Source organism: Duganella aquatilis, assembly GCF_009674565.1.
Classification (GTDB): Bacteria; Pseudomonadota; Gammaproteobacteria; order Burkholderiales; family Burkholderiaceae_D; genus Rugamonas; species Rugamonas aquatilis.
Window position 1 is genome coordinate 1 of the sequence record NZ_WKJL01000044.1, and the last position, 23,042, is coordinate 23,042.

The 23,042-nt window shown below is 64.8% G+C and carries 20 protein-coding genes, 1 rRNA gene and 1 riboswitch; of the genes, 5 read left to right on the plus strand and 16 right to left on the minus strand.

The features are described 5' to 3' along the window. Positions 1–7: 7 nt before the first annotated feature. Positions 8–120: ribosomal RNA gene (gene rrf, locus GJ698_RS29260) — 5S ribosomal RNA — on the plus strand. 119 nt (positions 121–239) lie between these two features. Then, positions 240–2,270 (plus strand): esterase-like activity of phytase family protein, encoded by a 2,031-nt coding sequence (locus tag GJ698_RS29265; RefSeq protein WP_154361381.1) that lies wholly within the window; start codon positions 240–242, stop codon positions 2,268–2,270. Positions 2,271–2,297: 27 nt separating this feature from the next. Here the strand turns inward: GJ698_RS29265 and GJ698_RS29270 are convergent, their stop codons facing one another. Further along, positions 2,298–2,675 (minus strand): hypothetical protein, encoded by a 378-nt coding sequence (locus GJ698_RS29270; protein ID WP_154361382.1) that lies wholly within the window; start codon positions 2,673–2,675, stop codon positions 2,298–2,300. Positions 2,676–2,823: 148 nt separating this feature from the next. Between GJ698_RS29270 and GJ698_RS29275 the strand changes: the two genes are divergently transcribed. Together GJ698_RS29275 and GJ698_RS29280 are read left to right on the plus strand one after the other, a co-directional pair. Continuing rightward, complete coding sequence (locus tag GJ698_RS29275; protein ID WP_154361383.1) at positions 2,824–4,812, plus strand: FxDxF family PEP-CTERM protein; 1,989 nt, start codon at positions 2,824–2,826, stop codon at positions 4,810–4,812. A 66-nt stretch (positions 4,813–4,878) separates the two neighbouring features. Then, the gene (locus tag GJ698_RS29280; protein WP_154361384.1) at positions 4,879–5,799 is read left to right on the plus strand and encodes a phytanoyl-CoA dioxygenase family protein; all 921 of its coding nucleotides are present in this window, start codon (positions 4,879–4,881) and stop codon (positions 5,797–5,799) included. Here GJ698_RS29280 and GJ698_RS29285 read toward each other — a convergent pair. Next, complete coding sequence (locus GJ698_RS29285; protein ID WP_154361385.1) at positions 5,759–7,183, minus strand: DHA2 family efflux MFS transporter permease subunit; 1,425 nt, start codon at positions 7,181–7,183, stop codon at positions 5,759–5,761. The two genes, GJ698_RS29280 and GJ698_RS29285, sit on opposite strands and share 41 nt — an antisense overlap. 95 nt (positions 7,184–7,278) lie before the next feature. Here GJ698_RS29285 and GJ698_RS29290 point away from each other — a divergent pair, with 95 nt between their 5' ends. Further along, positions 7,279–8,991, plus strand: coding sequence for an alkaline phosphatase D family protein (locus GJ698_RS29290; protein ID WP_154361386.1), 1,713 nt, complete (start codon positions 7,279–7,281; stop codon positions 8,989–8,991). On the opposite strand, the gene bluB is transcribed toward GJ698_RS29290, so the two are convergent. The 14 genes from bluB to cobT all read right to left on the minus strand — a co-directional run bounded on the left by bluB (position 8,988) and on the right by cobT (position 22,653). Then, on the minus strand, positions 8,988–9,638 hold the full coding sequence (gene bluB, locus GJ698_RS29295) for a 5,6-dimethylbenzimidazole synthase (protein ID WP_154361387.1): 651 nt from the start codon (positions 9,636–9,638) through the stop codon (positions 8,988–8,990). The two genes, GJ698_RS29290 and bluB, sit on opposite strands and share 4 nt — an antisense overlap. Continuing rightward, complete coding sequence (locus tag GJ698_RS29300; RefSeq protein ID WP_154361388.1) at positions 9,635–11,083, minus strand: cobyric acid synthase; 1,449 nt, start codon at positions 11,081–11,083, stop codon at positions 9,635–9,637. Before GJ698_RS29300 ends, bluB begins: the two co-directional genes overlap by 4 nt. A 1-nt stretch (position 11,084) precedes the next feature. Further along, complete coding sequence (locus tag GJ698_RS29305) at positions 11,085–11,960, minus strand: cobalamin-binding protein (RefSeq protein ID WP_154361389.1); 876 nt, start codon at positions 11,958–11,960, stop codon at positions 11,085–11,087. Then, positions 11,957–12,937, minus strand: coding sequence for a threonine-phosphate decarboxylase CobD (cobD, locus tag GJ698_RS29310; RefSeq protein ID WP_154361390.1), 981 nt, complete (start codon positions 12,935–12,937; stop codon positions 11,957–11,959). The genes GJ698_RS29305 and cobD overlap by 4 nt, the downstream gene beginning before the upstream one ends. Continuing rightward, positions 12,930–13,889: an adenosylcobinamide-phosphate synthase CbiB gene (gene cbiB / locus GJ698_RS29315; RefSeq protein ID WP_371865472.1), complete on the minus strand. Its 960-nt coding sequence runs from the start codon at positions 13,887–13,889 to the stop codon at positions 12,930–12,932. Before cbiB ends, cobD begins: the two co-directional genes overlap by 8 nt. Positions 13,890–13,891: 2 nt before the next feature. Beyond that, entirely contained in the window at positions 13,892–14,440 is a 549-nt protein-coding gene (cobU, locus tag GJ698_RS29320) for a bifunctional adenosylcobinamide kinase/adenosylcobinamide-phosphate guanylyltransferase (protein WP_154361391.1), read from the minus strand. After that, complete coding sequence (locus GJ698_RS29325; RefSeq protein ID WP_154361392.1) at positions 14,437–15,726, minus strand: cobyrinic acid a,c-diamide synthase CobB; 1,290 nt, start codon at positions 15,724–15,726, stop codon at positions 14,437–14,439. The genes cobU and GJ698_RS29325 overlap by 4 nt, the downstream gene beginning before the upstream one ends. Then, positions 15,720–16,325 (minus strand): cob(I)yrinic acid a,c-diamide adenosyltransferase, encoded by a 606-nt coding sequence (gene cobO / locus GJ698_RS29330; RefSeq protein WP_154361393.1) that lies wholly within the window; start codon positions 16,323–16,325, stop codon positions 15,720–15,722. The genes GJ698_RS29325 and cobO overlap by 7 nt, the downstream gene beginning before the upstream one ends. Further along, a complete protein-coding gene (locus GJ698_RS29335; protein WP_154361394.1) occupies positions 16,322–17,095 on the minus strand; it encodes an ABC transporter ATP-binding protein in 774 nt (257 codons plus the stop codon). Before GJ698_RS29335 ends, cobO begins: the two co-directional genes overlap by 4 nt. Beyond that, a complete protein-coding gene (locus tag GJ698_RS29340; protein WP_154361395.1) occupies positions 17,092–18,114 on the minus strand; it encodes a FecCD family ABC transporter permease in 1,023 nt (340 codons plus the stop codon). The genes GJ698_RS29335 and GJ698_RS29340 overlap by 4 nt, the downstream gene beginning before the upstream one ends. Before the next feature lie 57 nt (positions 18,115–18,171). Continuing rightward, positions 18,172–20,025 carry a TonB-dependent receptor domain-containing protein gene (locus GJ698_RS29345; protein WP_154361396.1) on the minus strand — a complete coding sequence of 618 codons (1,854 nt, stop codon included), beginning with the start codon at positions 20,023–20,025 and terminating at the stop codon, positions 18,172–18,174. Between the two features lie 72 nt (positions 20,026–20,097). Next, positions 20,098–20,320, minus strand: a riboswitch (cobalamin riboswitch). Next, on the minus strand, positions 20,315–20,839 hold the full coding sequence (locus tag GJ698_RS29350; RefSeq protein WP_154361397.1) for a histidine phosphatase family protein: 525 nt from the start codon (positions 20,837–20,839) through the stop codon (positions 20,315–20,317). (Overlaps the previous riboswitch by 6 nt.) Positions 20,840–20,842: 3 nt before the next feature. Further along, a complete protein-coding gene (locus tag GJ698_RS29355; RefSeq protein ID WP_154361398.1) occupies positions 20,843–21,625 on the minus strand; it encodes an adenosylcobinamide-GDP ribazoletransferase in 783 nt (260 codons plus the stop codon). A 2-nt stretch (positions 21,626–21,627) separates the two neighbouring features. Next, positions 21,628–22,653, minus strand: coding sequence for a nicotinate-nucleotide--dimethylbenzimidazole phosphoribosyltransferase (gene cobT, locus GJ698_RS29360; RefSeq protein ID WP_154361399.1), 1,026 nt, complete (start codon positions 22,651–22,653; stop codon positions 21,628–21,630). Between the last annotated feature and the right edge of the window lie 389 nt (positions 22,654–23,042).

The window sequence follows — 23,042 nt, forward strand, 5'->3', positions numbered from 1 at the left end:
GTCAAAGCTTGATGACCATAGTAAGTCGGTCCCACCCCTTCCCATCCCGAACAGGACCGTGAAACGACTCTACGCCGATGATAGTGCTGCAACCAGTGTGAAAGTAGGTTATCGTCAAGCTAGTTATTAGAAAAAGCCCCTTCCGGAGAAAATCTGGTTGGGGCTTTTTTGCTTTTGTCACAACCGTGTAACGCAATGTAGCTAAGCTTGCTGATCTTATAACTAGAGTAGAGATCAGCATGAAAAAATTCTCCTTGGTGTCGCTTGCCGTGTTTTCCGTCCTGGCAGGATGTGGTGGCAGCGATAGCACCACCCAGCCGGCCGCCAAGACGCCGATCACCGGCGTCTTCCTGGACAACACGGTAGAGAATCTGGACTACGTGTCCGGCACCTCCGCCAAGGCCGTCACCAACGCCAAGGGCGAATACACCTGCTACGCCGGCGACACCGTGACCTTCAGCATCGGCGGCATCAACCTGGGCAGCACACTGTGCGCGCCGAGCATCACGCCGCTGGAACTGGCCGGCAGCACCGACGTCAAGAACGCCAAGGTGGTCAACCGCCTGTTGGCGTTGCAACTGCTGGATGACGACAGCGATCCATCCAACGGCATCAAGCTGAACGCCGACGTGAAGACCGCGCTGGCTGCCAAGAGCGCCGACTTCACCGCCTCCGCCGATGCCTTCAACACCGCGATGAGCGCCAACCTGGCCGCCGCCGGCGCCAAGTACGCCGCCCGCACCATCGACGATACCCGCCGCGCGCTGGTGCGCGAACACTTTGAAGACACGCTGGCCTCCAAGCTCGGCGCGCCGGTCAACGAAAGCTTCAGCCAGACCACGCCGCTGGGCACGGTCGCGGTGACCGTCACCCGCTACCAGATGCAGGCGGCCGCCAGCTTCTATATTCCCTACGAAGGCGCCAACGCCAAGGTCAAGGAAGAATTCCCGCTGGGCTTCCTGCCATCCTACGGTTCCTCGCTGGCCTTCAAGGGCACCAACGCCAGTGGCGACCTGGAGTTCTACGGCCTGACCGACCGCGGCCCGAACGGCGACGGCCCGAACCTGCCCTCGCTCAGCGGCAGCGGCGTCACCGGCGCCAAGATTTTCCCGTCGCCGAGCTTTGCGCCGGCGTTCGGTGTGATCACCGTCGGCAAAGCTGGCGCGGTGCTGACCTCGTCAACGCCGATCAAGGCGTCGGCCACGGTGAAGACCAGTGGCCTGGCCATTCCACCTGGTACGGTGGGCAATTCGGCCGAACTGCCGGTGCTGGACGAAATGAAGTACAACCCCAACAGCAAAGCCACGTTTGACGCCAACGGCCTCGATACGGAAGCCATCGTCGTCGATAAGAAGCGTAACGTGCTGTGGGTGTCGGACGAGTACGGTCCATTCATCGTCAAGATCGACCCGGCCACCGGCATCATCCTGAACAAGTACGCACCGGGCACCGGCCTGCCGGACATCTTCCTCAAGCGCCGCGCCAACCGCGGCATGGAAGGCCTGGCGCTGGACACCAGCACCGACAAGCTGCACGGCTTCCTGCAAAGCCCACTGACCGACGGCAGCAGCACCTACACCGTCACCGGCAAGAGCGAGCTGATCGAACGCTACGCGCGCTTCACCCGCTGGACCGAGTTCGATCCGACCACCGGCAAGGCAGGCAAGATGTACGCCTATCCACTGGCCGCGGCGGATTACCAGGATGGCCGCACCGGCAACGCCAAGCTGGGCGATGTGGTTGCGCTGGGCAACGGCAAGTTCATCGTGATCGAGCAGGGCGCGGCGCCCAGCGGCAAGGTGTTCAACAAGCTGATGCTGGTGGAGATCGGCTCGGCTACCGATATTTCAGCGGCGGCGTTCAACGTCACCACGTCTGACCTGGAGAAGAGCAGCATGGGCGGCGCTGCCGTCAATGGCGCCGACTGGAGTGCCGTGACCACGCTGAAGAAAACCCTGCTGCTGGACCTGAACGCGATCGGCTGGCTGGCGGAAAAGGCCGAAGGCCTGACCATTGTTGACGGCAATACGCTTGCGCTGGCCAACGACAACGACTTCGGCATGAAAACCAAGGTGTTCGATGCCAACGGCGTTGCTGTGGAAGACGCCGATGTCACCAAGTGCAATATCGATGCGAACGGCGTCATCATCACCAGCAGCTCGGCGGGTTGCAATGCGGCCAACACCATCCGTGTTGCGCGCGGCACGGATGCGGAGCGTCCGAGCCGCCTGTGGCTGATCAAGTTCGGCAAGGCGCTGACGTCGTTCTGACGCCGGCGTGGTCGCGGAGCAGGGCGGCTAGTGCGCCGCGTTCTGCTCCGCGATCAGTTTGGCGATTTGCGAATCGGTCTTCACCGGTTCCACCAGCAGCACCTGCTGGCGGTTGATCAACATGCGGTCCGGCGAGTGCGCCTCGCCGCCGCGTTTGATCAGCACGCTGGTGACCGCCCTGGTTTCCGGATTCTGCCTTCCCTGGATGTAGAACACATCGCGCAGCGTAAGATAGTCGCGGCTGCTTTCCTCCAGCTTGCCAAAGAACATCTGGCCATTCATCAAGGCCACCGCCTGATACGGCGTGCCGGTTTCCGGCGTGCTGTGGACAAAGGCGATGGTGCACGTGGCGGCGGCAATGGCCACCGCACCCAGCGCCGTAACGCACGCGGCGAACTTCTGCATGAAGACTCCCTCAAACGAAAAATGTCCGGCAGCTTAGCAGCTTCCGCCGGCCGCGCACAGGCGTGCGGCACGGTCACAACATTGTCACAACCTTGTCATAACTTTATGAGACATTAAAAGTTTGCTCATAACTTTAACGGGACACGCCATGCCGATCGCACCACCGAAATCTTCTTCCGCCATTCAGTTCCTGCTGCTTGCGGCCTTGCCGCTGGGCGTCGCCACGGCGGCTGATTTCACCGTCAACGGCGCCAGCACGGCGACGCAGACGCTGACCGGCAAGGGCACGATCAGCGCCGGCAGCTCGCTGACCATCGCCAGCGAAGCCAACGCCATCAACGTTACCGGCGACAACGCCACGCTCGACAATTTCGGCCTCATCGACATGACCAGCACCGGCCGCGCGATCCGCGACAACACCGGCGTGAAGAACCTGGTCGTCAACAACAACAGCGGTGCGGTGATGCGGACCGCCGACGCCGACGTGATCCAGATGAACAAGGCCAAGAGCAGCATAACGCTGAACAACGCCGGCCAGATGATTTCGCTGAACGCCAGCGCGGGCGGTGCGCAGGCGGTGGATTTCAGCGCCATCACTTCGGGCGCCAATATCGTCAACAACCTGGCTGGCGGCCTGCTGAAAGCCACCAATGCCGATGCGGTGCGTACCGGCGTCAACGGCGTCGTCAACAACAGCGGCACGATACAGTCGAACATCACTGCGGATTCAGACAAGGGCAGCGATGGCGTGGACGCCCAAAGCAATTCCGGCGCGCAGATCTTCAACCTGGCGACTGGCCTGATCGAAGGCGGCCGTCACGGCATCACCGGCGGCCAGGCGGATGCGGCGACCGGCTTCGTCATGGGCATCACCAACAGTGCGGGCGGCATCATCCGTGGCTTGAATGGTTCGGGCATCAATCTGGATGGCATCAACGACAAGCAGGTCGCCACCATCGTCAACAACGGCACCATCACCGGCCAGGGCCTTACCGGCGATGGCGACGGCATCGATGTGGATGGCATTGCCAACATCACCAACACCGGACTGATCCGTTCCATCAACGCCTTCAGCGCAACCGACCCGGCGTTCAGCGAAGGCATCAGCGTGGGCGGTGGCACCATCGTCAACTCCGGCACGATCGAAGGCCTGGTCAACAGCGGCAACACCAACGCCGTGGGTCGCGGCATCACGCTGGCCGGCAACGATTTGAGCACCGGCGGCCGCGAAGGCTTGTATGGCAACGCCACCATCACCAACCAGAGCGGTGGCGTGATCCGTGGCCAGAGCGATTCCGGCATCGTTGTGGTTGGCGCGGCCAGCGGTCATACCGTCACCATCAACAACCATGCCGGCGCTTCCATCGTCGGCGGCGGCGCCGTCAACGCGGCGATCAAGGGCAATGCCGACAATATGGTGATCGTCAGCGGCGGCATCATCAACGGCGCCAGCAGCGGCAAGGCGATCGAGCTGGGTAGCGGCAAGAACAGCGTGACCATCACCGGCGGCACGATTACCGGCAGCATCAACGGCGGCAGCGGCGGCCAGAACACGCTGGTGGTCAATCCGGGCGCGGGCAACAGCTTTGCCTACGCCGGCGCGATCAGCAACTTCAAGCAGGTGGACGTACAAAGCGGCGATGTGACCTTCTCCGGCGTCAGCAGCTACAGCGGCGCCACGCAACTGAGCGGCGGCGTGCTGACGCTTGACGGCGCCCAGCGCCTGTCCGCCGACAGCGCGCTGATCCTCAACGGCGGCACGCTGCGCCTGACCAATGCCGGCGCCGGCAGCCAGCTGTTCGCCAGCCTGTCGCTGACCGGCGATTCGTCGGTGCTGCTGGGCGGTTCGTCGCTGACCTTCGGCGCCCTGGGTACGGTGGTAGATGGCAAGACGCTGAGCTTCACCGAGGCCGCCTCGGGCGCCTACGCCTTCCGCCTGCTGGGCGATTACTCGGCCAACACCAGCTTCCTGGCCTTGCTGGGCGCCACCCACATCAATGGCCAGGGCGCGACCTATGCATTCGACGGCACCTACACCAAGGTGCTGGCCGCAGTGCCGGAGCCATCCACCTACGCCATGCTGTTTGCCGGCCTGGCCCTGATGGGCGTGATGGCGCGCCGCCGCACCAAGGTTTAGCTCACATCAAGGCGGCTTGCCGTCGGGTTGCTACCTTCTCAGGGATGACACTGGGAGGATCGCCCGATGGAATATGCGCAGTTGAAACCCGGCCGCCGCTTTGCTCCGCTGCAAAGCCTGTTGTATTACAGCCAGCGTATCGTGACCTATCCCGCGCTGCGCCGGCTGGTGGTGCGCGCGGTGAGCGGCGCGGTGCGGCTGCGTCAAGGCGCGGGCAAGGAGTTGTATGCGAGTACGTCCAGCGAGGAGAGCGCGCTGGGCGATCTGCGCCGCAGCGGCTACGCGCCGCTCGGCAACCTGCTGGACGTCGCCCAATGCGATGACATCCGCGCCTGGCTGGCCGACAAGCTGCTGACCGACCGCGACCATGCACGTCCCGGCTTCACGCTGGCGCAGCGCACCGAGGATGTGCGCGTGGCTGACTATCATTTGTGCGATGTGATCGCCTGCCCGCACATCCTGGCGCTGGCCAACAGTCCGGCGCTGCTGGGGCTGGCGGCGCGCTACATGGAGTGCAAGCCGACCATTTCCGCGCTGGGATTGCGCTGGTCGTTTCCAGTGCCGGGCGACGACAGCGCCTTGCAGGCCTTTCACCGCGATTCCGAGGACTGGCGCTACCTGAAGGTGCTGGTTTACCTGACCGATGTGGATGGCGGCGCCGGGCCGCATGTCTACCTGCACGGCAGCCACCTGACGCAGGCGCCGATGCGGCTGCGCTTCTACAGCGACAGCGAAATCACCAGCGCCCACAGTTCCGAGATGCTGCTGACCGCCGTCGGCACGCGCGGCTTCTGCTTCGCGGTGGATACCGCCGGCATACACAAAGGCGCGGCGCCGGCGCTACTGCCGCGCCTGATGTTGCAGATCCAGTATTCGCTGCTGCCCAGCTATGCCTACCGCTACGCACCGCAGCGCTACCAGGGGCCGCTGCTGCTCGACCCCTACGTCAATCGCCTGATTCTTCGTCCGCCCGCTTGGCGTGACTGATGGATTCGCCGTCGGTCTTGCGCAAGGTCCAGAAGGTGAACGATGACAGCACGGTCAGCGCAGCCAGCGTCAGGAAGGCGTGGTGCAGCGCCGAGGTCAGCGCCGCGCGGTTGGATTGCGGCAGGTCGCCGAGGAACCAGCCGGTGACCAGCGAGCCGGCCGCCAGGCCAAAGCTCATCGACAGCTGCTGCATCGAACTGGCCATGGTGCTGGCCATGCTGGAATTCGGGCCGTCCACGTCCGCATAGGCGATGGTGTTCATGCTGGAAAACTGCAGCGAATTGAAGAAGCCCATGCACAGGCTGATCGCCACGATCGCATACAGTGGCGTACCCGATTGCACAAAGGAGAACATGCTGATGGTGACGCCGATCAGCAGCGTGTTCACGGTCAGCACCTGGCGGTAGCCGAAGCGCGCCAGCACCCGCGCCGAGATTACCTTCATGCCCATCGCCGCCGCAGCGGACGGCATCATCAGCAAGCCCGATTGCCAGGCCGGCAGGCCCAGGCCCAGCTGATACAGTAGCGGCAGCAGGAACGGCAGGCCGCCGACGCCGATGCGCGTGACAAAGCCGCCCAGCACCGAGACGCGGAAGGTGCGGATCTTGAACAGCGCCAGCCGCAGCAGCGGGTGCGGCGCATCCTGCGCATGCCACACATACGCGGCCAGCAGCGCGCAGGCGATGAACAGCAGCACCGCGGCCGAGGTCACATCCAGCTTGTGTTCGCCGAACACTTCCAGCAGCCATGACAGCAGCGCGATGCCGGTGCCGAACAACACCAGGCCGATGAAGTCCAGCGGCCGGGTGTTCTCTTCGCGGTAGTCCGGCATGTGGCGGTGCGCCAGGAACAGCGCCACCAGCGCCACCGGCACGTTGATGAAGAAGATGTCGCGCCACGTCATCCAGTGCACGATCAGGCCGCCGATGGTGGGGCCGAGCAGAGGGCCGATCAGCGCCGGGATGATGACGAAGTTCATCGCCGCCAGCAGCTCGTTCTTGGGGAAGGTGCGGACGATGGTCAGGCGCCCGACCGGCATCATCATCGCCGCGCCGAAGCCTTGCAGCAGCCGCGCCGCCACCAGCATCGGCGAGTTGACCGACAGGCCGCACAGCACCGAGGCGATGGTGAAAATGGCAATCGCGGTCATGAACACGCGGCGCGTGCCGAAGCGGTCCGCCATCCAGCCGCTGACCGGAATCGACACGGCCAGGCTGAGAATATAACTGGTGACCACGGCCTTCAGGCTCAGTGGCGTGACTTGCAGGCTGGCGGCCATCGCCGGGATGGCGGTATTGACAACCGTTGAATCCAGCTGCTCCATGAAGAGGGTGGTGGCGACGACCCAGGGCAGGTAGCGCTTGGCGGAGGAGGTGGCATTCATAGGTGTGATTGTCACACAAAACAAACAGTGTCGTCATAAGGGCGTCATGTATCGGGCGTAAGTTGCGGGCATCGCTATGGCCTCCGGGAGAGCATATGGACATCAAGCCACCACGCCGCACCTTCATTCGCCAGATGGCCGCATCCACTGCGCTGCTGGGCGCGAGCGCCGCGGGCCTGGGCGGCTGCACCAGCACCGCTTCCGGTCTCGGTGATGGCGTGGCGGCCGGCTTCCGGCATGGCGTGGCGAGCGGCGATCCCCTGAACGACCGCGTGATCCTGTGGACGCGCGTGACGCCGGCGCGCACCGGCGATGTCGTCGTGCGCTGGCAGATGGCGACCGATCCGGCCATGCAGCAGGTAATCGCGCACGGCAGCGTGGTCGCTGCCGAGGACAGGGACTACACGGTGAAAGTGGATGCCGCCGGCCTGCTGCCGGGGCATGTCTACTACTACCAGTTTGCGGTGGACAGCGAGAAGTCGGTGGTGGGCCGCACCAAAACGCTGCCGCGCGCCGATGTGCGCCAGGTGCGGCTGGCGGTGTTCTCCTGTGCGAACTACCCGGCCGGGTACTTCAACGTCTACGCCGACGCGGCGCGCCAGAACGACATCGACGCCGCGCTGCACATCGGCGACTACATCTACGAATACGAAAGCACCGGCTATGCCTGCGGCAATGCGGAGACGCTGGGCCGCGTGTCCGAACCGCGCGAACTGCTGCTGCGGGTGGACGATTACCGTCGCCGCTACGCGCAGTACCGCTCCGATCCGGATCTGCAGGCGGTGCATGCGGCCATGCCCTTCATCGCCGTGTGGGACGACCACGAATTCGCCGACGACACCTGGCGCGATGGCTCGGTCGATCACAAGGACGGCAAGTACGGGCCGTTCGCGCTGCGCAAGCAGGCGGCGCTGACCGCGTATCACGAGTGGATGCCGATCCGCGTGCCGGACATGTCGGCGCCGGACAAGATCTACCGCTCGTTCGACTTCGGTGGCGTGGTCTCGCTGCACATGCTGGACACGCGCCTGATCGGGCGCGACCAGCAGCTGATGATGTCGTCCTACTACGACGAGCACAAACACTTCGACGTCGAGAAGTACAAGCAGGACGTGTGCTCGCCGCGCCGGCAGATGATCGGCCATGAGCAGATGGCGTGGCTGGAAGGGCAGGTCAGCCGCTCGAACGCACGCTGGCAGATGCTGGGCCAGCAGGTGCTGATGGCGCGCATGGAGTATCCCACCGCCGTGGTCATGGGCGAATGCAACCGCAGCGATTTCTCGGCGTTGAAGAAGCGCGCCGCCGCCGATCCGTCCTGCGTGAACGACAAGGAGAAGCGCTGGCTGTCCGGCGCGACCCTGCCGTGCTATCTGGATTCCTGGGATGGCTACCAGGCCGACCGCGAGCAGGTATTCGAGATGATGCGGAAGCACCGCAAGAACCTGGTGGTGCTGGCCGGCGATACGCACAATGCCTGGGCCAGCGATCTGCACGATGCGCAGGGCAGGCAGGTGGGCGTGGAGTTTGCGACGGCGTCGGTGTCATCGCCCGGCATGGAAGGCGCGTACCCGGACCGTGATCCGGAGGACGTGGCGAACATGATGGTGGACCTGATCGAACCGCTGTACTACGCGCAGACCAGCAAGCGCGGTTACATGGTTATCACCGCCAGCCATGAGCAGGTACGATGCGACTGGCGTTTTGTCGACACGGTGTTCAACCACGAGTTCACGGCGGCGACGGAACGCAGCCTGCGCGTGCTGGCCGGACCGGGCAACCGCCGCATCGAGGAATGCCAGGCTGCTTAAGCCGGTTGATCCCAGCAGTTTTCGAACAGGATGTCGCCGAGCGGGCGGCGCTGGTCCCATTTTTCCAGTTCCAGCATGGGCGCGGTGTAGAACTCGTGCACATGGCCGACGCATAATACGGCGATCGGCTGGCTGCCTTCCGGCATGCCGACGATGTCGCGCAGCTGCTGCGGATCGAACATCGATACCCAGCCGGCGCCGATGCCTTCCGCGCGCGCGGCCAGCCAGAAGTTCTGCAATGCGCAGGCTGCGGAGGCCAGGTCCATCTCCGGCATGGTGCGGCGGCCGAAGATGTATTGATCGCGCTTGTCGATCAGGCCTACCACCAGCACCTCCGCGCATTCCAGTATGCCTTCCACCTTCAGCTTCATGAATTCGTCGGCGCGTTTGCCCAGCGCTTCGGCGGTCTTGATGCGCTCTTCGTTCACGTGCTGGTGGATGCGGGCGCGCAGCGCCTGGTCGGTGATGCGGACAAAGCGCCATGGCTGCATATAGCCGACGCTGGGGCCGTTGTGGGCCGCGCCGAGGAAACGTTCCAGCTGGCCCGGTTCCAGCGGATCGGTCTTGAAATGGCGGACATCGCGACGTTCGCGGATGGCGCGGTAGACGCCGGAGATTTCGGCGTCGGTGTAGGCGTGCGGATTCATTTGAGTGCGATCAGTGCGTCGAGGAGTGGCTGGGTGGCGTCGGCGATGCGATCCAGGCTGGCTTCGCGCAGGGCGGAGGTGTCCACGGTGTTGTCCGAGTCGAGGCCGGCCCAGCGCAGCAGGGCGCTGATGGCTTGCGGCGTGTCGAACAGGCCATGCAGGTAGGTGCCGAGAATCTGGCCGTCGGCCGACAGCGCGCCTTCCGGGCGGCCGTCGATGAAGAAGGCCGGCGTGGCCAGCGCGCTGCCTGTCGAAATGCCCATGTGGATTTCGTAGCCGCTGACCGGGGCGTCGCCGGCGCCGAAAGCGCACACGCCCCGCACCTGGGTGAGCCGTTTGTCCGGACTCATTTCAGTGCTCATGTCGAGCAGGCCGAGGGCGGGCGAGGCGCCGGCCTTGCCTTCCATGCCCAACGGGTCGGTGACGTCGCGGCCCAGCATCTGGAAGCCGCCGCAGACGCCGATCACTTTGCCGCCGTAGCGCAGGTGGCGGTTGATCTGCTCTTCCCAGCCTTGCGCGCGCAGCCACGCCAGGTCGCCGCGCGTGTTCTTGCTGCCGGGGAGGATGATCAGGTCGGCCGCCGGTATCGGCTGGCCTTCGCGGACGAAGTGCAGGTCGACGTCGGGATGGGCGCGAAGCGCGTCGAAGTCGGTGTGGTTACTCATGCGCGGCAGGCTGGGAACCACGACGCGGAAAGCGCCGCGCGAAGCTTGCACCGGCTGCACGGCGTCTTCGGCGTCGAGGAACAGGCCGTGCAGGTAGGGCAGCACCGCCAGCACTGGTTTGCCGGTCTGCTGTTCCAGCCATTCCAGGCCCGGCTCCAGCAGCTTGATGTCGCCACGGAAGCGGTTGATGACAAAGCCGATGGTGCGTGCACGCTCGCTCTCCGACAGGCAGGCCAGCGTGCCGACGATATGTGCGAACACGCCGCCACGGTCGATGTCCGCCACCAGTATCACCGGGCAGTCGACTTTTTCGGCGAAGCCCATGTTGGCGATGTCGCGCGAGCGCAGGTTGATTTCGGCCGGGCTGCCGGCGCCTTCCACCACCACGCAATCGTATTGCTGCAGCAGGCGGTCATGCGATTCGATCACCGCCTGCATGGCGATGGTCTTGTACTGGTGGTAGTCGCGCGCGTTCATCTCGGCGCGCACTTTGCCGTGGATGATGACCTGCGCGCCGATGTCGCTCGATGGCTTGAGCAGTACCGGATTCATATCGGTGTGCGGCGCGACGCCGGCGGCGATGGCTTGCAGCGCCTGCGCGCGGCCGATTTCGCCGCCGTCCGCGGTGACCGCGCTGTTGAGCGCCATGTTCTGCGGCTTGAACGGCGCCACGCGCACGCCCTGGCGCTTGAGCAAGCGGCAGAGCGCCGCCACCACCGTGCTCTTGCCGGCGTCCGAGGTGGTGCCCTGAACCATCAGGGTGGAGTAGGGGAATGACATATCAGTTCTTGCGGTGCTGGCGGGCTTCGTCGATCTTCTCGCACAGGGCCTTGGTGCCCGCGACCATGCGCGGGCCGGCACGGTTGAGCAGGTCGCCCTGCAGTCGGAACAGATTGTTGTTCTGCACCGCCAGCAGCGTGCCGTACGGCTTCCACAGGTCGACACTGCCGTAGTCTTTTTCGCTGGTGCCGATGATGGCTTCCGGATTCGCCTGCAGCACGGCCTCAATGCTGACCACCGGCGCGGTAACTTTCTGGTCGGCGAAGATGTTGACGCCGCCGCACAGGCGGATCGAATCGCTGACGATGGACTTGCTGCTCAAGGTGTACAGCGGCTTGTCCCACACCTGGTAGAACAGGCGCACCGGCAGACGGCTGGCGTACTGCTTGGTCAGCGCGGCGAACTGCTGGCGGATGTCGGCGGCAGTGGCGTTGGCGACGGATTCGGTGCCCATCAGCTGGCCGAGGCGTTCGACGTTGTCGGCGATGGCGTCAAGCTTGGCCGGCTCGCTGTGGAACAAGGGGATGCCGAGTTTGCGCAGTCCTTCGATCTGGCGTTCGAAACCGCCATGCATCCAGATGACGATCAGGTCCGGCTTCATGGCGGCCACGCGCTCCATGTCGATCAGGCGGTTGTCGCCGACGCGCGGGATTTTCTTGGCCGCTTCCGGGTAGTCGCTGTAGGTGACAGCGCCAACGATCTTGTCGCCCGCGCCGGCGGCGAACAGCAACTCGGTCACATGCGGCGCCATGGCGATGACGCGTTGCGCAGGCTTGGGCAGCGTGACGACATTGCCGTCGTCATCACGTACAGTCACGGGCGCCGCGCTGGCGGCGACGGCGGCAAACAGCGCTGCGGCGAGGATGAGTTTTTTCATTTGTTGGTCCATTCGGTAAGTGCTGTTTGCAGGCGTTGCCAACCCGCTTCGTCCGGCGGCAGGCCGAGGCGGATGCCGCGTGCCGCCTGCGTGAAAAGTCGTACCCAGATGCCGCGTTCGGCCATGTGCTGCCAGAAGGCTTCCGGCTGCGATTCGGGCCACCATTGAAATAGCGGCGTGCCCGTGGCGTCGATGCCATGTGCGGCGAGCAGCGTGTGCAGGCGTTCGCCGCTGGCGTGCAGTTCGGCGCGCGTGTTGGCCTGCCAGTTATGGTCGGTCAGCGCCGCCGTGGCGATCTGCTGCGCCGGACCGCTGATGGTCCATGGTCCCAGCTGGTCTGCCAGCTCGCGCAGCAGGTCCGCATGGGCGGCCACAAAGCCCAGCCGGATGCCGGCAAGGCCGAAGAATTTGCCGACCGAGCGCAATACGATCAGTCCAGGGCGGCCGCTGTGCGCGGCCACGCTGTTGTCCTGCGCGGTGTCGCCGAATGCCTCGTCCACCACCAGCCAGCCGCCGCGCGCGGCCAACTGGCCGGCCCATCGCAGCAGCTGTGCCGCCGGCACCACCGCGCCGGTAGGATTGTTTGGATTGACCACCACTATCACATCGTTGTGGGCGACGGCGGCTTCCAGCTCCGCGTAGGGCGTCAGTGTCATCGTGTGGCCGTGGCCGGCCCAGTGGTGCGCATGTTCCGCATACGATGGCGCGCTGACCGCCACGCGAGAAGGTTTGCGCAAGCGTGGCAGCGCCTGGATCGCCGCCTGCGTGCCGGCCACCGGCAGCATCTGCGGCGCGTTGTAGAAAGCTTCCGCCGCATTGGTCAGCGCAGGATCAGGCTCCGGCAGCCGGTGCCACGCGTTGCCGGCCACCTGCGGCGCCGGATACCAGCGCGGATTGATGCCGGTCGACAGATCGAGCCAGTCGTCGCGGCCAAAGCGCTTTGCGGCGTCGCGCAGATTGCCGCCATGTTCAAGCATGTGCGTACTCCATCAGTGCGGCGGCGGTGCAGGCGACCGCCAGCCACAGCGCCGTCGTGCGCGCGACCAGCCGCCATGCGCGCTTGATATCCGCGCCGACAGCGGCCGGCCCCTGGCCCAGCGTCGGGCGGTATTCCACTTCACCGTGATAAATCGCCGCGCCGCCCAGTTCCACGCCAAGCGCACCGGCGCCGCTGGACATTACCGGGCCGGCGTTCGGGCTGTCCCATGCCGGCGCCTGCGCGCGCCAGCACTGCCATGCGCGGCGCTTGCCGTGCAGGCCCGGCGCCAGCAGCACATAGGACAGCGCGGTCAAGCGCGCGGGAATGTAATTGAGTGCATCGTCGATGCGTGCGGCGGCGCAACCGAATTGCAGGAAGCGCGGCGTGCGGTAGCCCCACATCGCATCCAGCGTGTTCGCCATGCGGAACAGCACCGCGCCGGGACCGCCGGCGATGATGAACCAGAACAGTGTGCCGAATACCGCGTCATTGCCGTTTTCCAGCAGCGATTCGGCGCTGGCCTTGGTCAGTTCGATTTCGCTGGCGCTGGTGGTATCGCGGCTGACGATATAGGAGGTCAGGCGGCGCGCGTTCGGCAGATCGTCATTGGCCAGCGCATCGGCGATCGGCAGGTTATGGTCGCGCAGGCTGCGCATGCCAAGGCAGAAGTACAGCATCAGTGTGTGGGCTGCGGCCTGCGCCAGCGGCACGGCCAGGGCCCAGACCAGCAATGCCGCCAGCGCGGTGAGCGGCAGCACGGCCAGCATCCACGCCAGTACGCCACGGGAAAACCGCATTCCGCCCTGATTCAGGCGGCGCTCCAGCGCAATCGCCCAATTGCCGAAACCGACCAGCGGATGCCAGCGGCGCACCTCGCCCCACCACAAATCCAGCAGCACACCCGCCACCATCAACAGCGCGATGGTGGAAAAACTCAATCCACTCAGCACGGCTATCCTTTTAAGACCAGCGGCAGGCCGGCGGCGACAAACACCGCGCGGTCGCAGATGGCGGCAACCGACTGGTTCAGGCGGCCCTGTTCATCCATGAAGCAGCGCGACACCGCGCCCATCGGCATGATGCCCAGGCCTACTTCATTCGATACCAGCACCACGTCGCTGGCGCACTTGGTCAGCGCGCTGGCCAGCATGTCCTGCTGTTCGTGGAACAGCGCGGGCAGCGTGATCTCGCCGACTTCCGGATATTCCTGGCCGCCGCTGAACAGCAGGTTGCTGAGCCACAGCGTCAGGCAGTCCACCATGATCAGGCGGTCCGGCGAGGACCAGCGCAGCAGCTGGTTGCCCAGTGCCAGCGGCTCCTCGACGGTGGTCCATTCGGCCGGACGGCTGGTGCGGTGGTGGGCGATGCGGGCGGCCATTTCGCTGTCGCCGGCAGTGGCGGTGGCGATGTAGACGACCTCCTTGCCCGAATCGGCGGCAAGTCGCTCTGCGTAGGCGCTTTTGCCGGAACGGGCGCCGCCCAGAACCAGTGTACGTGTCATGTCTCACTCCTCAAAAACAAGGCGGCGACGGCCGCCGGATTGGATGGGAAATAGGCGTGAAAATACGAAGCTGTCAGCGAGCCAACGCTGTACAAGGCTTCGCCCTGTATAGCGGAGGGATGTTTGACAGTGTACGCCGCCGGCTCCACTTTGGTATCGAGTTTGGAATAGTGGAAGGTGTGCCCGCGCAGGATGCCCTGCGGCGTGGCGAGGCCTTGCGGCCCCAGGCCCGCCAGGCGTGGCTGCATCGCCACAGCGCCGGGCAGCAGGCCGGCCATATTCCAGACCGCGCCTTTCTGGTCGGCCAGGGTATCGGCCAGCGCCATCATGCCGCCGCATTCGGCGACGATGGGCGTGCCTGCCGCATGCGCGGCGCGGATCGATGCCTGCCAAGTCGCCGCCTGCGCCAGCTGCTCCGCATGCAGTTCCGGATAACCGCCGGGCAGGTAGACCGCATCGGCTTCCGCCGGCACCGCGTCGTCGGCCAGCGGCGAGAAGAACTTCGGCGTTGCGCCCAGGGCGCGCAGCGTGTCCAGGTTGGCGGGATAGATGAACATGAACGCCGCATCGCGCGCGACGGCGATGGTTTTCCCCGCCAGCAGCTGCTCCTGCGGCGCGGCCGGCGTCGTGGTGGCGATATCGACAGAACGCAGCTTGTCCCATGCCGCTTCATCGAACACCAGCTGGTCGGCCAGGTTGTCGAGCAACTGATCGATGTCGGTCACTTCTCCCGGCAGCACCAGGCCCAGATGCCGCTCGGGCAGCGACTTGGCCTGGCGCGGCAGGGTGCCGAACAGCGGAATGTCGCGCAGCGAGGCCGCGACCATTTTCGCGTGGCCTTCGCTGGCGACGCGGTTGGCGATCACGCCGGCCATCTCGACCGGACCGTAGTCGCGCAGGCCGTGCACCAGCGCGCCGGCGGTTTGCGCCATGGCCGATGCGTCGATCACCGCCATCACCGGCACGCCGAAGGCGCGCGCCAGGTCGGCGGAAGAGGGCGTGCCGTCGTACAGGCCCATGACGCCTTCGATCAGGATCACGTCCGCTTCGGCGGCGGCTTGCGACAGCTGTTGGCTGCACAGCTCCTGGCCGACCATCCACAGATCCAGCGAACGCACCGTCGCACCGCTGGCGCGTTCCAGCAGCATCGGGTCGATGAAGTCCGGGCCGCATTTGAAGACGCGCACGCGTTTGCCCAGGCGAACCAGCTTGCGCGCCAGCGCGGCGGTAACGGTGGTCTTGCCCTGGCCCGAGGAGACGGCGGCAACCAGCAGTGCCTTTACCATTCGGTCCCCGCTTGCGCGCCGATGCCGGCCTTGAAGGCGTGCTTGACCACGTCCATTTCGGTCACGGTGTCGGCGATCTCGATCAGCTCCGGTGGCGCGCCGCGGCCGGTGATCACCACGTGCTGCATCGGCGGGCGCGCCAGCAGGTCGTTGATGACCGCCTCGACGTCGAGGTATTTGTATTTGAGCGCGATGTTCAGCTCATCGAACACCACCAGCCCGATTTCTGGGTCGGCCAGGAAGGTCTTGGCCTTCTCCCACGCCAGTTGCGCCTTGGCGATATCGCGCTCGCGGTTCTGCGTTTCCCAGGTATAGCCCTCGCCCATGGCGTGGAAGCTGATCTCTTCCGGGAAGCGGCGCAGGAAGCGTTCCTCGCCGGTCTGCAGCGCGCCCTTGATGAACTGGACCACGCCCACTTTCATGCCGTGGCCCAGCGCGCGGATCGCCATGCCGAAGGCGCTGGAGCTCTTGCCCTTGCCGTTGCCGGTGTTGACGATGATGATGCCGATCTGCTTATCGGCGGATGCGATCTTGGCGTCGATGATCGCCTTCTTGCGCTCCATGCGCACGCGATGGCGTTCGTTGATGTCGTCGCTCATACTGAGTCCTCTTGAGGGATAAAGATACTGCGCTTGCCGTGCTGGATCACGTCGATCGGGTGGCCGAGATAATCGCTGAGGAGTGCAGGCTGCATCACGTCTTCCTTGGCGCCAGCCAGCCAGCGGCCGTCGCCCTTCAGCAGCAGCGCATGGGTGGAGACGCTGTGCGCCAGCGTCAGGTCGTGGCCGATCATGACGGCGGTCTTGCCCTGTTCGCGGCACAGGCGCGCCAGGATGCTCATGACGCTGACCTGGTGCGCCAGATCCAGCGCATTGGCCGGTTCGTCGAGCAGCAGCAGCGGCGTGTCCTGCGCCAGCATGGCGGCAATCGCCACGCGCTGGCGTTCGCCGCCGGACAAGGTGCGCACGTCGCGTGACGCCAGCTCCGCCACTTCCATCGCTTCCAGCGATTTGATGGCGATGGCGTGGTCGTCGCTGTCTTCCCAGTAGCGGTTGTCGTGGTAGGGATGGCGCGCCGACAGCACGGTTTCAATCACGCTGTAGGAAAAAGCATCGCTGCGGCTTTGCGCCAGGAAGGCGCGCTGGCGCGCCAGTTCGGCCAGCGGCCATTCGGCCAAGCTGCGGCCGCCGAGCGTGACATGACCGGCTTCCGGCGCGCGCAGGCCGGCCAGCGCGCGCATCAGCGTGCTCTTGCCGGCGCCGTTGCGGCCGATGATGCTCCAGCATTCGCCTTCGCGCACCTGCCAGTCGAGATCCGTGACCAGTTGGCGCTGGCCGGCTTTCAGTGAGAGATGGTGTGTCGCGATCATTTGCGCAACCGGTGTAATTGATACAGGAAGACCGGCGCGCCGATCAGCGCCGTCACCACGCCAACCGGCAGCTGCTGCGGCGCGATGGCGGTGCGAGCCAGCGTATCGGCCAGCATCAGGAAGGAGCCGCCGGCGATGGTGGCGGCTGGAATCAGGATGCGGTGGTCGGGGCCGACCGCAAAGCGGCAGGCATGCGGCACGATCAGGCCGACGAAGCCGATGGCGCCGGCGCTGGTGACGGCGCTGGCGGTCAGCATGCCTGAGATGAAAAACAAACCTTTGCGCAGCGGTCCGACGCGGATGCCCAGCGTGGCGGCGGCTTCCGCATGCAGCGCCATCACGTTCATGGCGCGTGCGCTGCGCAGCGCGAAGGCCAGCGCGGCGAACAGCACGATCCATGGCAGCCAGCGCATCTGCGTACCGGACAAATCGCCGATCATCCAGAACACCATGCTGCGCAGGCGGCTTTCCGGCGCGATGGACAGCATCAGCGTCACCAGCGCCATGCAGGCGGAGGACAGGATGGCGCCGGTCAACAGCAGCAGCGCGGTGCCGCCTTCGGCCGCCATGCCGCCGCGCAGGTCGCGTCGGGCCAGCAGGTACAGCATCATGGAGACGGCGACGGCGCCGCCGAATGCGGCGGCGTCCACCATCCAGGTGGCGCACATGAACAGCAGCGCGGCCAGTGCGCCGACCGAGGCGCCGGCGGAGATCCCGAGTACATAGGGATCGGCCAGGGGGTTGCGCAGCAAGGCCTGCATCATGACGCCCGCCAGCGACAGGGTGGCGCCGGTGACGAAGGCGGCGACCGCGCGGCTGACGCGCAGATCGAGCAGAGTGGCCGCCAGCGTCGAGTTCTGGCCATGCAGCAGCTCATTGAGCGCTGCGGGAATATCGGAAAGGGGAATCGAGACCGAACCGGTCATGCCCGAGAAAATCAGGCTGGCAAACGCGAACAGCAGCAACCCGGCCAGGGTGATGGCGGCGCGCTGTCGCAGATTGCGGGAGAAAGAATGCATGCACTGCTTTCAAAAAAACTGCCGGAGCGAGAAATTCAACTCCGGCAGGTTACACCATTATTTGTAGCCGTAACGGATGCCGGCAAACACCTTCGAACCAGGCGTCGCATACAGGCGCGCCAGGTCGTACTGCTTGTCGCCGATGTTGTTCCAGCGGACCAGCGCCGACCAGTCCTTGGTGAAGGTGTAGGTCGCGTACAGGTTCACCAGGCCGTAGCCGCCCAGGCGGACCTTGTTGGCGGCGTCGTCATAACGGTCGCCCGAGAACTCCAGTTCCACGCCGGTCTTCAGTGCACCGATGCTGTAGTCGGCAGTGACGTTGCCGTGCTTCTTGGCGCGGCGCTGCAAGCGCTTGCCGCTGGTGTCGTCCTTCGGATCCTGCAGGTCGAGGTTGGCGGCCAGGTCGATGCCGGCCACTTTGGTGGCGCCGGCGATGGTCACGCCTTCCAGCAGCGCCTTGTTGACGTTGTAGGCGCATCCGAAAGCGTAGCCGGCGGTGCCGAACGGGCATGGCGTGGTGTTGACCAGCAGGTTGGTCAGCTGGTTGTGGAAGTAGCTGGCGCTGAGGGCATTGACGCCGTCATCCCAGCGCAGGCCGACTTCGGCGTTCTTGCCCTGTTCCGGCTTGTTGTTAACGTTACCGTAGCTTGGGTAGTACAACTCGTTGTAGGTCGGCGCGCGGAAGCTGGTGCCGTAGCTGGCGGTGGCGCGCAGCTGCGCGCTGATGTCGTAGCCGTAGCCGATCGAGCCGGTGTTTTTCGAACCGTACACCGCGTTGTCGCGGCGGATGCTGGCGTTCAGCAGGTTGGCGCCGCGGCGGGCGTTGTACGAAGCGGCCCACGAATTGGTGGTGCGGTCGCGGTTCAGCGCTTCCGAACCGTTGGTCGACACTTCTTCCTTGCGGTGGTCGTACAGCAGTTGCAGCACGTCTGCGCCGATGCGCACATCGTTTTGCAGCGTGATGTCGGTTTGCTTGGTGTCGATGCGCGAGTAGCCGGAAGCGGCGGCGCTGCCCCAGTTCTGGCCCTTGTCCTTGCTTTCCGAGTATTGCAGCAGCGTGTCGACGTTCGGCACGAACTTCGCCTTGCCGTAGACGGCGGCGCTTTCCAGTTCGGCCTTGCTGCGCACGTCGTAGGCGGAAGCGCCGTTGTCGTACTGCGATTCCAGTTTGCTGTGCAAGAACAGCGCGCCGGCTTCATAGCCAGGTGCGACTTGCAGGCTGAATTGACCGGAGACATTTTCCTTGTCGTAGCCGTCGCGGTCCGGGTTGTAGCTGGAAAGGCCTGGGCGGGTGGCCGAGAAGCCGTCCGATTTTTCCTTGCCCGCGCTGATGGCGTAGCTGAAGCTGTGCTCACCGCCGGTGGCGCCGGACAGGGTGGCGTCGGCTTCGCGCGTCTTGTCGCTGCCGTAACCGGCGAAGGCCGTTACTTCCGGCGCGCCCTTGCCCTTCTTGGTGAAGATCTGGATCACGCCGCCGATGGCGTCGGCGCCGTACAGGGAGCTCAGTGGGCCGTAGACGATTTCGATATGGTCGATGGCGGTCAGCGGAATGGCGCTCCAGTTGGCGGCGCCGGTGGTCGAGGAACCGATGCGCACGCCGTCGACCAGCACGATGTTCTGGTTGCCGTTGGCGCCACGGATGTAGACGCTGGAGGCGGTGCCGGCGCCGCCGTTGCGGGCGATCTCGATGCCGCGCTGGCGCTGCAGCAGGTCGACGATGGAGCCGGCGCCGGATGCGGCGATCTGCTCAGGACCGATGGTGATGGTGTCGCTGATGACGTTGGCCAGCGGTTGTGGCGTGCGGGTGGCGGTGACGACGACGGCGTCGATAGGTTCAGCGTGCGCATAGCAGGCAGCCATGGCGAATGCCAGCGACGTCAGGGTCGCAGGACGGGAAATACGAAGGGTCATGATAATTTTCTGTTAATTCCGGCTGGCCGACGTCCCCGTGGGCCAACTGTGTAAAGAAGCGAGGCGTTGCGCTCACTTCCACCTGGTTTGGCCGGTATCCGGGCTGACAAGTCGGGCCACCTCACCTTCCCATGCCGTGGCACAGTGGTTGCTGGAGGAAGCTTGCCGCATAATGCTGCGACACTTGTTTACCGTTGCGGGGGCAGCACACGTTGGCCATTGAGATCGGCTCCGTGTTTCCCGTTTAACTGCGCATCTGGACAGACGCGCGAGCACCAAAACCCCCGCATTATACGGGTTTCAGGGTCAACATGCCGCCGTAAGGAATTTGATGGGCGGTTTGCGCGGCCTGCAACGCCATCGCCGCCGGCGGCAATCCGGCGTGGCAGGTGGACAGCAAACGCATGGTTCCCGCGTGGCAGATGATGATCGCGTCTTCTGTCAGCTCGCGGTGGAAGGCGGCGATGCGTTCGGCCATGTGCAGCACGCTCTCGCCGCCGCCGGGACGGTAGTGGACCATGTCGGCGGCCCAGGCGTCGATGGCGGCGCGGGGGATGGCGTCCCACGGCTGCATTTCCCATTCGCCGAAGTGCATCTCCACCAGGCGCTGGTCGTAGCACGGCGATGGCGTCAGGCGCGCGGCCAGTTCGGCGCAGCGGCGCAGGGGGCTGGAGTAGATCGGAAGGCCGGCTGGCAGCCGTAGCGCCGCCAATGTCTGCTCTAGGTGGCCGGGAGCGATGGCCAGGTCGGTGCTGCCGTAGCAGACGCCCGGCGCGACCAGCGGCTGCGGATGGCGGACCAGTATCAGCTGCATTGCCTACACCGGCAGAGCGCCGTGCTGCATGGCGGCCAGCGCGCACAGGTAAAACATGATCTCCGTGACCTGCTGGACCGCGCCCAGGCAGTCGCCCGTGTAGCCGCCGATGCGGCGAACGAATTTACGCGCCAGCCAGATGGTGGCGATGACCGCCGTAACCACGCCGGCGATCAGCGCGGCCGCGGGCAGCCAGCCCAACGCGACCACGGCCAGCGCGGGCAGGGGAGCGCTGATGGCAGCGATCAGGAATTCGATGCTGCGCATTTTTTGCGCCAGCGGCTTGGCCTTGCCTTCGGCGCGCGCATAGTCGAGGCGCCAGATCAGTGACGTCGCCATCAGACGCGAAAGTGGATGCGCCGCCAGCAGTGCGCCGATGGCCGCCAGCGACGGCAGCATCGACAGCGTCACCAGTTTCAGCGCCAGCATGCAGATGGTGCCGATGGCGCCATACGCGCCGATGCGCGAGTCCTTCATGATCTCCAGCACGCGCTCTGGCGTCATGCCGCCGCCGAAGCCGTCGCACATATCGGCGAAGCCGTCTTCATGGAACGCGCCGGTGGCATAGATGCCCGCCGCAGTGGAGATCACCACCGCCACCGGCGCCGGCAGCAACCACGCGGCCAGCGCGTAGGCCGCGCCGGTGATCAGTGCGACCACCACGCCCACCAGCGGGAAGTAGCGCGACGCCTGGTTCAGCCACGCCGGATCGAAACCCACCCAGCGCGGGATCGGCAGGCGGGTGAAGAATTGCAGCGCGGTGAAGAACAGGCGAACTTGGTGCATCGTTATTCCGACTTTTCGCTGACCTGGGCCGATTCGAACGTGGCCATCTGGTTCAGGAAGTTGACGGCGGCGTGCAGCAGCGGCAGCGCCAGCGCGCAGCCGGTGCCTTCGCCCAGGCGCAGGCCGAGGTTGAGCAGCGGCTTGGCGTCCAGCGCCGCCAGCATCTGTTTGTGGCCGTTTTCGTCGGAGCAGTGGGCGAACACGCAGTAATCCAGAATCGTCGGATGCATGCGGGCCGCGACCAGCAGCGCGCTGGTGACGATGAAACCGTCGATCAGCAGCACTTTGCGCAGTTCGGCGGCTTTCAGCATGGCGCCGGCCATCATGGCGATTTCGAGGCCGCCGAAGGTGGCCAGTATGTCCAGCGGTTCGGTGGCGCCGGCGTGTTTGGCGACGGCCGCTTCGATCACGCGCTGCTTGTGCAGGATGCCTTCCGCCGACATTCCGGTGCCGGCGCCGACGCATTGCGCAACCGGGATGCCGGTCAGCTTGTGCATCAGCGCAGCGGCGGCGGTGGTGTTACCGATGCCCATCTCGCCGAAGCCGACTACATTGCCTTCCAGTTCAGAGGCCAGCGCCATGCCGGCGGCCAGCGCGGTCTGGCACAGGTCGCGGCTCATGGCCGGTTCCTGGGCGAAGTTGCGGGTGCCGTGCGCCAGTTTGCGGTCGGTCAGGCCGTCGCGCGGGCCGAAGTCGTGATTGACGCCGGCGTCGATCACGCGCAGCGCGCAGTTGTTTTGTGCGGCCAGGACGTTGATGGCGGCGCCGCGCGCCAGGAAGTTCTCGACCATCTGCCAGGTTACATCCTGCGGGTAGGCGGAGATGCCTTCGGCCACCACGCCGTGGTCGGCGGCGAACACTAATATGGCAGGCCTGGTCAGCTTGATGTCGCGGGTGTTCTGTATCAGGCCGATCTGCTTGGCCAGCGCCTCCAGCACGCCGAGGCTGCCCAGCGGCTTGGTCTTGTTATTAATAGCGTGGTCGAGTTGGGCGGCAAGTGCGTCGTTGCGGGTAGGGGTGATGGACATGGATCTATCGTGTATATCGAAGAATCCAACATTCTACCCTTGCCAGACTGCGCCGCCCTTGTTATGATTCTGTCCCTCGCAGAACAACGCATGCAAATGCAGCGTGAAGCGGGAAAAAGAAGAGCTTGACGAGATGTACGAAACGCCTCATAATCTTGCCTCTTCGCTGAAGAACAAAACGCTTCTCAGCAACGTAGTACAGAATGATCTTTAAAAATTTACAGTCGATAAATGTGGGCGTTTGGTGCAAGTGCACGTTGAGCTTCGGTTCGGCGAAACTAAAAGCATTAAATGCTCAACAAGAAATACTGTCAGTATTTTGAGTGAGCGAACCTGGTCAGAAATGACCATAAACAGAGATTAAACTAAAGAGTTTGATCCTGGCTCAG

Bases quoted from the DNA above. Each gene is read 5' to 3' on its own strand.
- GJ698_RS29265 (WP_154361381.1), top strand. From the start codon at position 240: ATGAAAAAATTCTCCTTGGTGTCGCTTGCCGTGTTTTCCGTCCTGGCA.
- GJ698_RS29270 (WP_154361382.1), bottom strand. From the start codon at position 2,675: ATGCAGAAGTTCGCCGCGTGCGTTACGGCGCTGGGTGCGGTGGCCATT.
- GJ698_RS29275 (WP_154361383.1), top strand. From the start codon at position 2,824: ATGCCGATCGCACCACCGAAATCTTCTTCCGCCATTCAGTTCCTGCTG.
- GJ698_RS29280 (WP_154361384.1), top strand. From the start codon at position 4,879: ATGGAATATGCGCAGTTGAAACCCGGCCGCCGCTTTGCTCCGCTGCAA.
- GJ698_RS29285 (WP_154361385.1), bottom strand. From the start codon at position 7,183: ATGAATGCCACCTCCTCCGCCAAGCGCTACCTGCCCTGGGTCGTCGCC.
- GJ698_RS29290 (WP_154361386.1), top strand. From the start codon at position 7,279: ATGGACATCAAGCCACCACGCCGCACCTTCATTCGCCAGATGGCCGCA.
- bluB (WP_154361387.1), bottom strand. From the start codon at position 9,638: ATGAATCCGCACGCCTACACCGACGCCGAAATCTCCGGCGTCTACCGC.
- GJ698_RS29300 (WP_154361388.1), bottom strand. From the start codon at position 11,083: ATGTCATTCCCCTACTCCACCCTGATGGTTCAGGGCACCACCTCGGAC.
- GJ698_RS29305 (WP_154361389.1), bottom strand. From the start codon at position 11,960: ATGAAAAAACTCATCCTCGCCGCAGCGCTGTTTGCCGCCGTCGCCGCC.
- cobD (WP_154361390.1), bottom strand. From the start codon at position 12,937: ATGCTTGAACATGGCGGCAATCTGCGCGACGCCGCAAAGCGCTTTGGC.
- cobU (WP_154361391.1), bottom strand. From the start codon at position 14,440: ATGACACGTACACTGGTTCTGGGCGGCGCCCGTTCCGGCAAAAGCGCC.
- GJ698_RS29325 (WP_154361392.1), bottom strand. From the start codon at position 15,726: ATGGTAAAGGCACTGCTGGTTGCCGCCGTCTCCTCGGGCCAGGGCAAG.
- cobO (WP_154361393.1), bottom strand. From the start codon at position 16,325: ATGAGCGACGACATCAACGAACGCCATCGCGTGCGCATGGAGCGCAAG.
- GJ698_RS29335 (WP_154361394.1), bottom strand. From the start codon at position 17,095: ATGATCGCGACACACCATCTCTCACTGAAAGCCGGCCAGCGCCAACTG.
- GJ698_RS29340 (WP_154361395.1), bottom strand. From the start codon at position 18,114: ATGCATTCTTTCTCCCGCAATCTGCGACAGCGCGCCGCCATCACCCTG.
- GJ698_RS29345 (WP_154361396.1), bottom strand. From the start codon at position 20,025: ATGACCCTTCGTATTTCCCGTCCTGCGACCCTGACGTCGCTGGCATTC.
- GJ698_RS29350 (WP_154361397.1), bottom strand. From the start codon at position 20,839: ATGCAGCTGATACTGGTCCGCCATCCGCAGCCGCTGGTCGCGCCGGGC.
- GJ698_RS29355 (WP_154361398.1), bottom strand. From the start codon at position 21,625: ATGCACCAAGTTCGCCTGTTCTTCACCGCGCTGCAATTCTTCACCCGC.
- cobT (WP_154361399.1), bottom strand. From the start codon at position 22,653: ATGTCCATCACCCCTACCCGCAACGACGCACTTGCCGCCCAACTCGAC.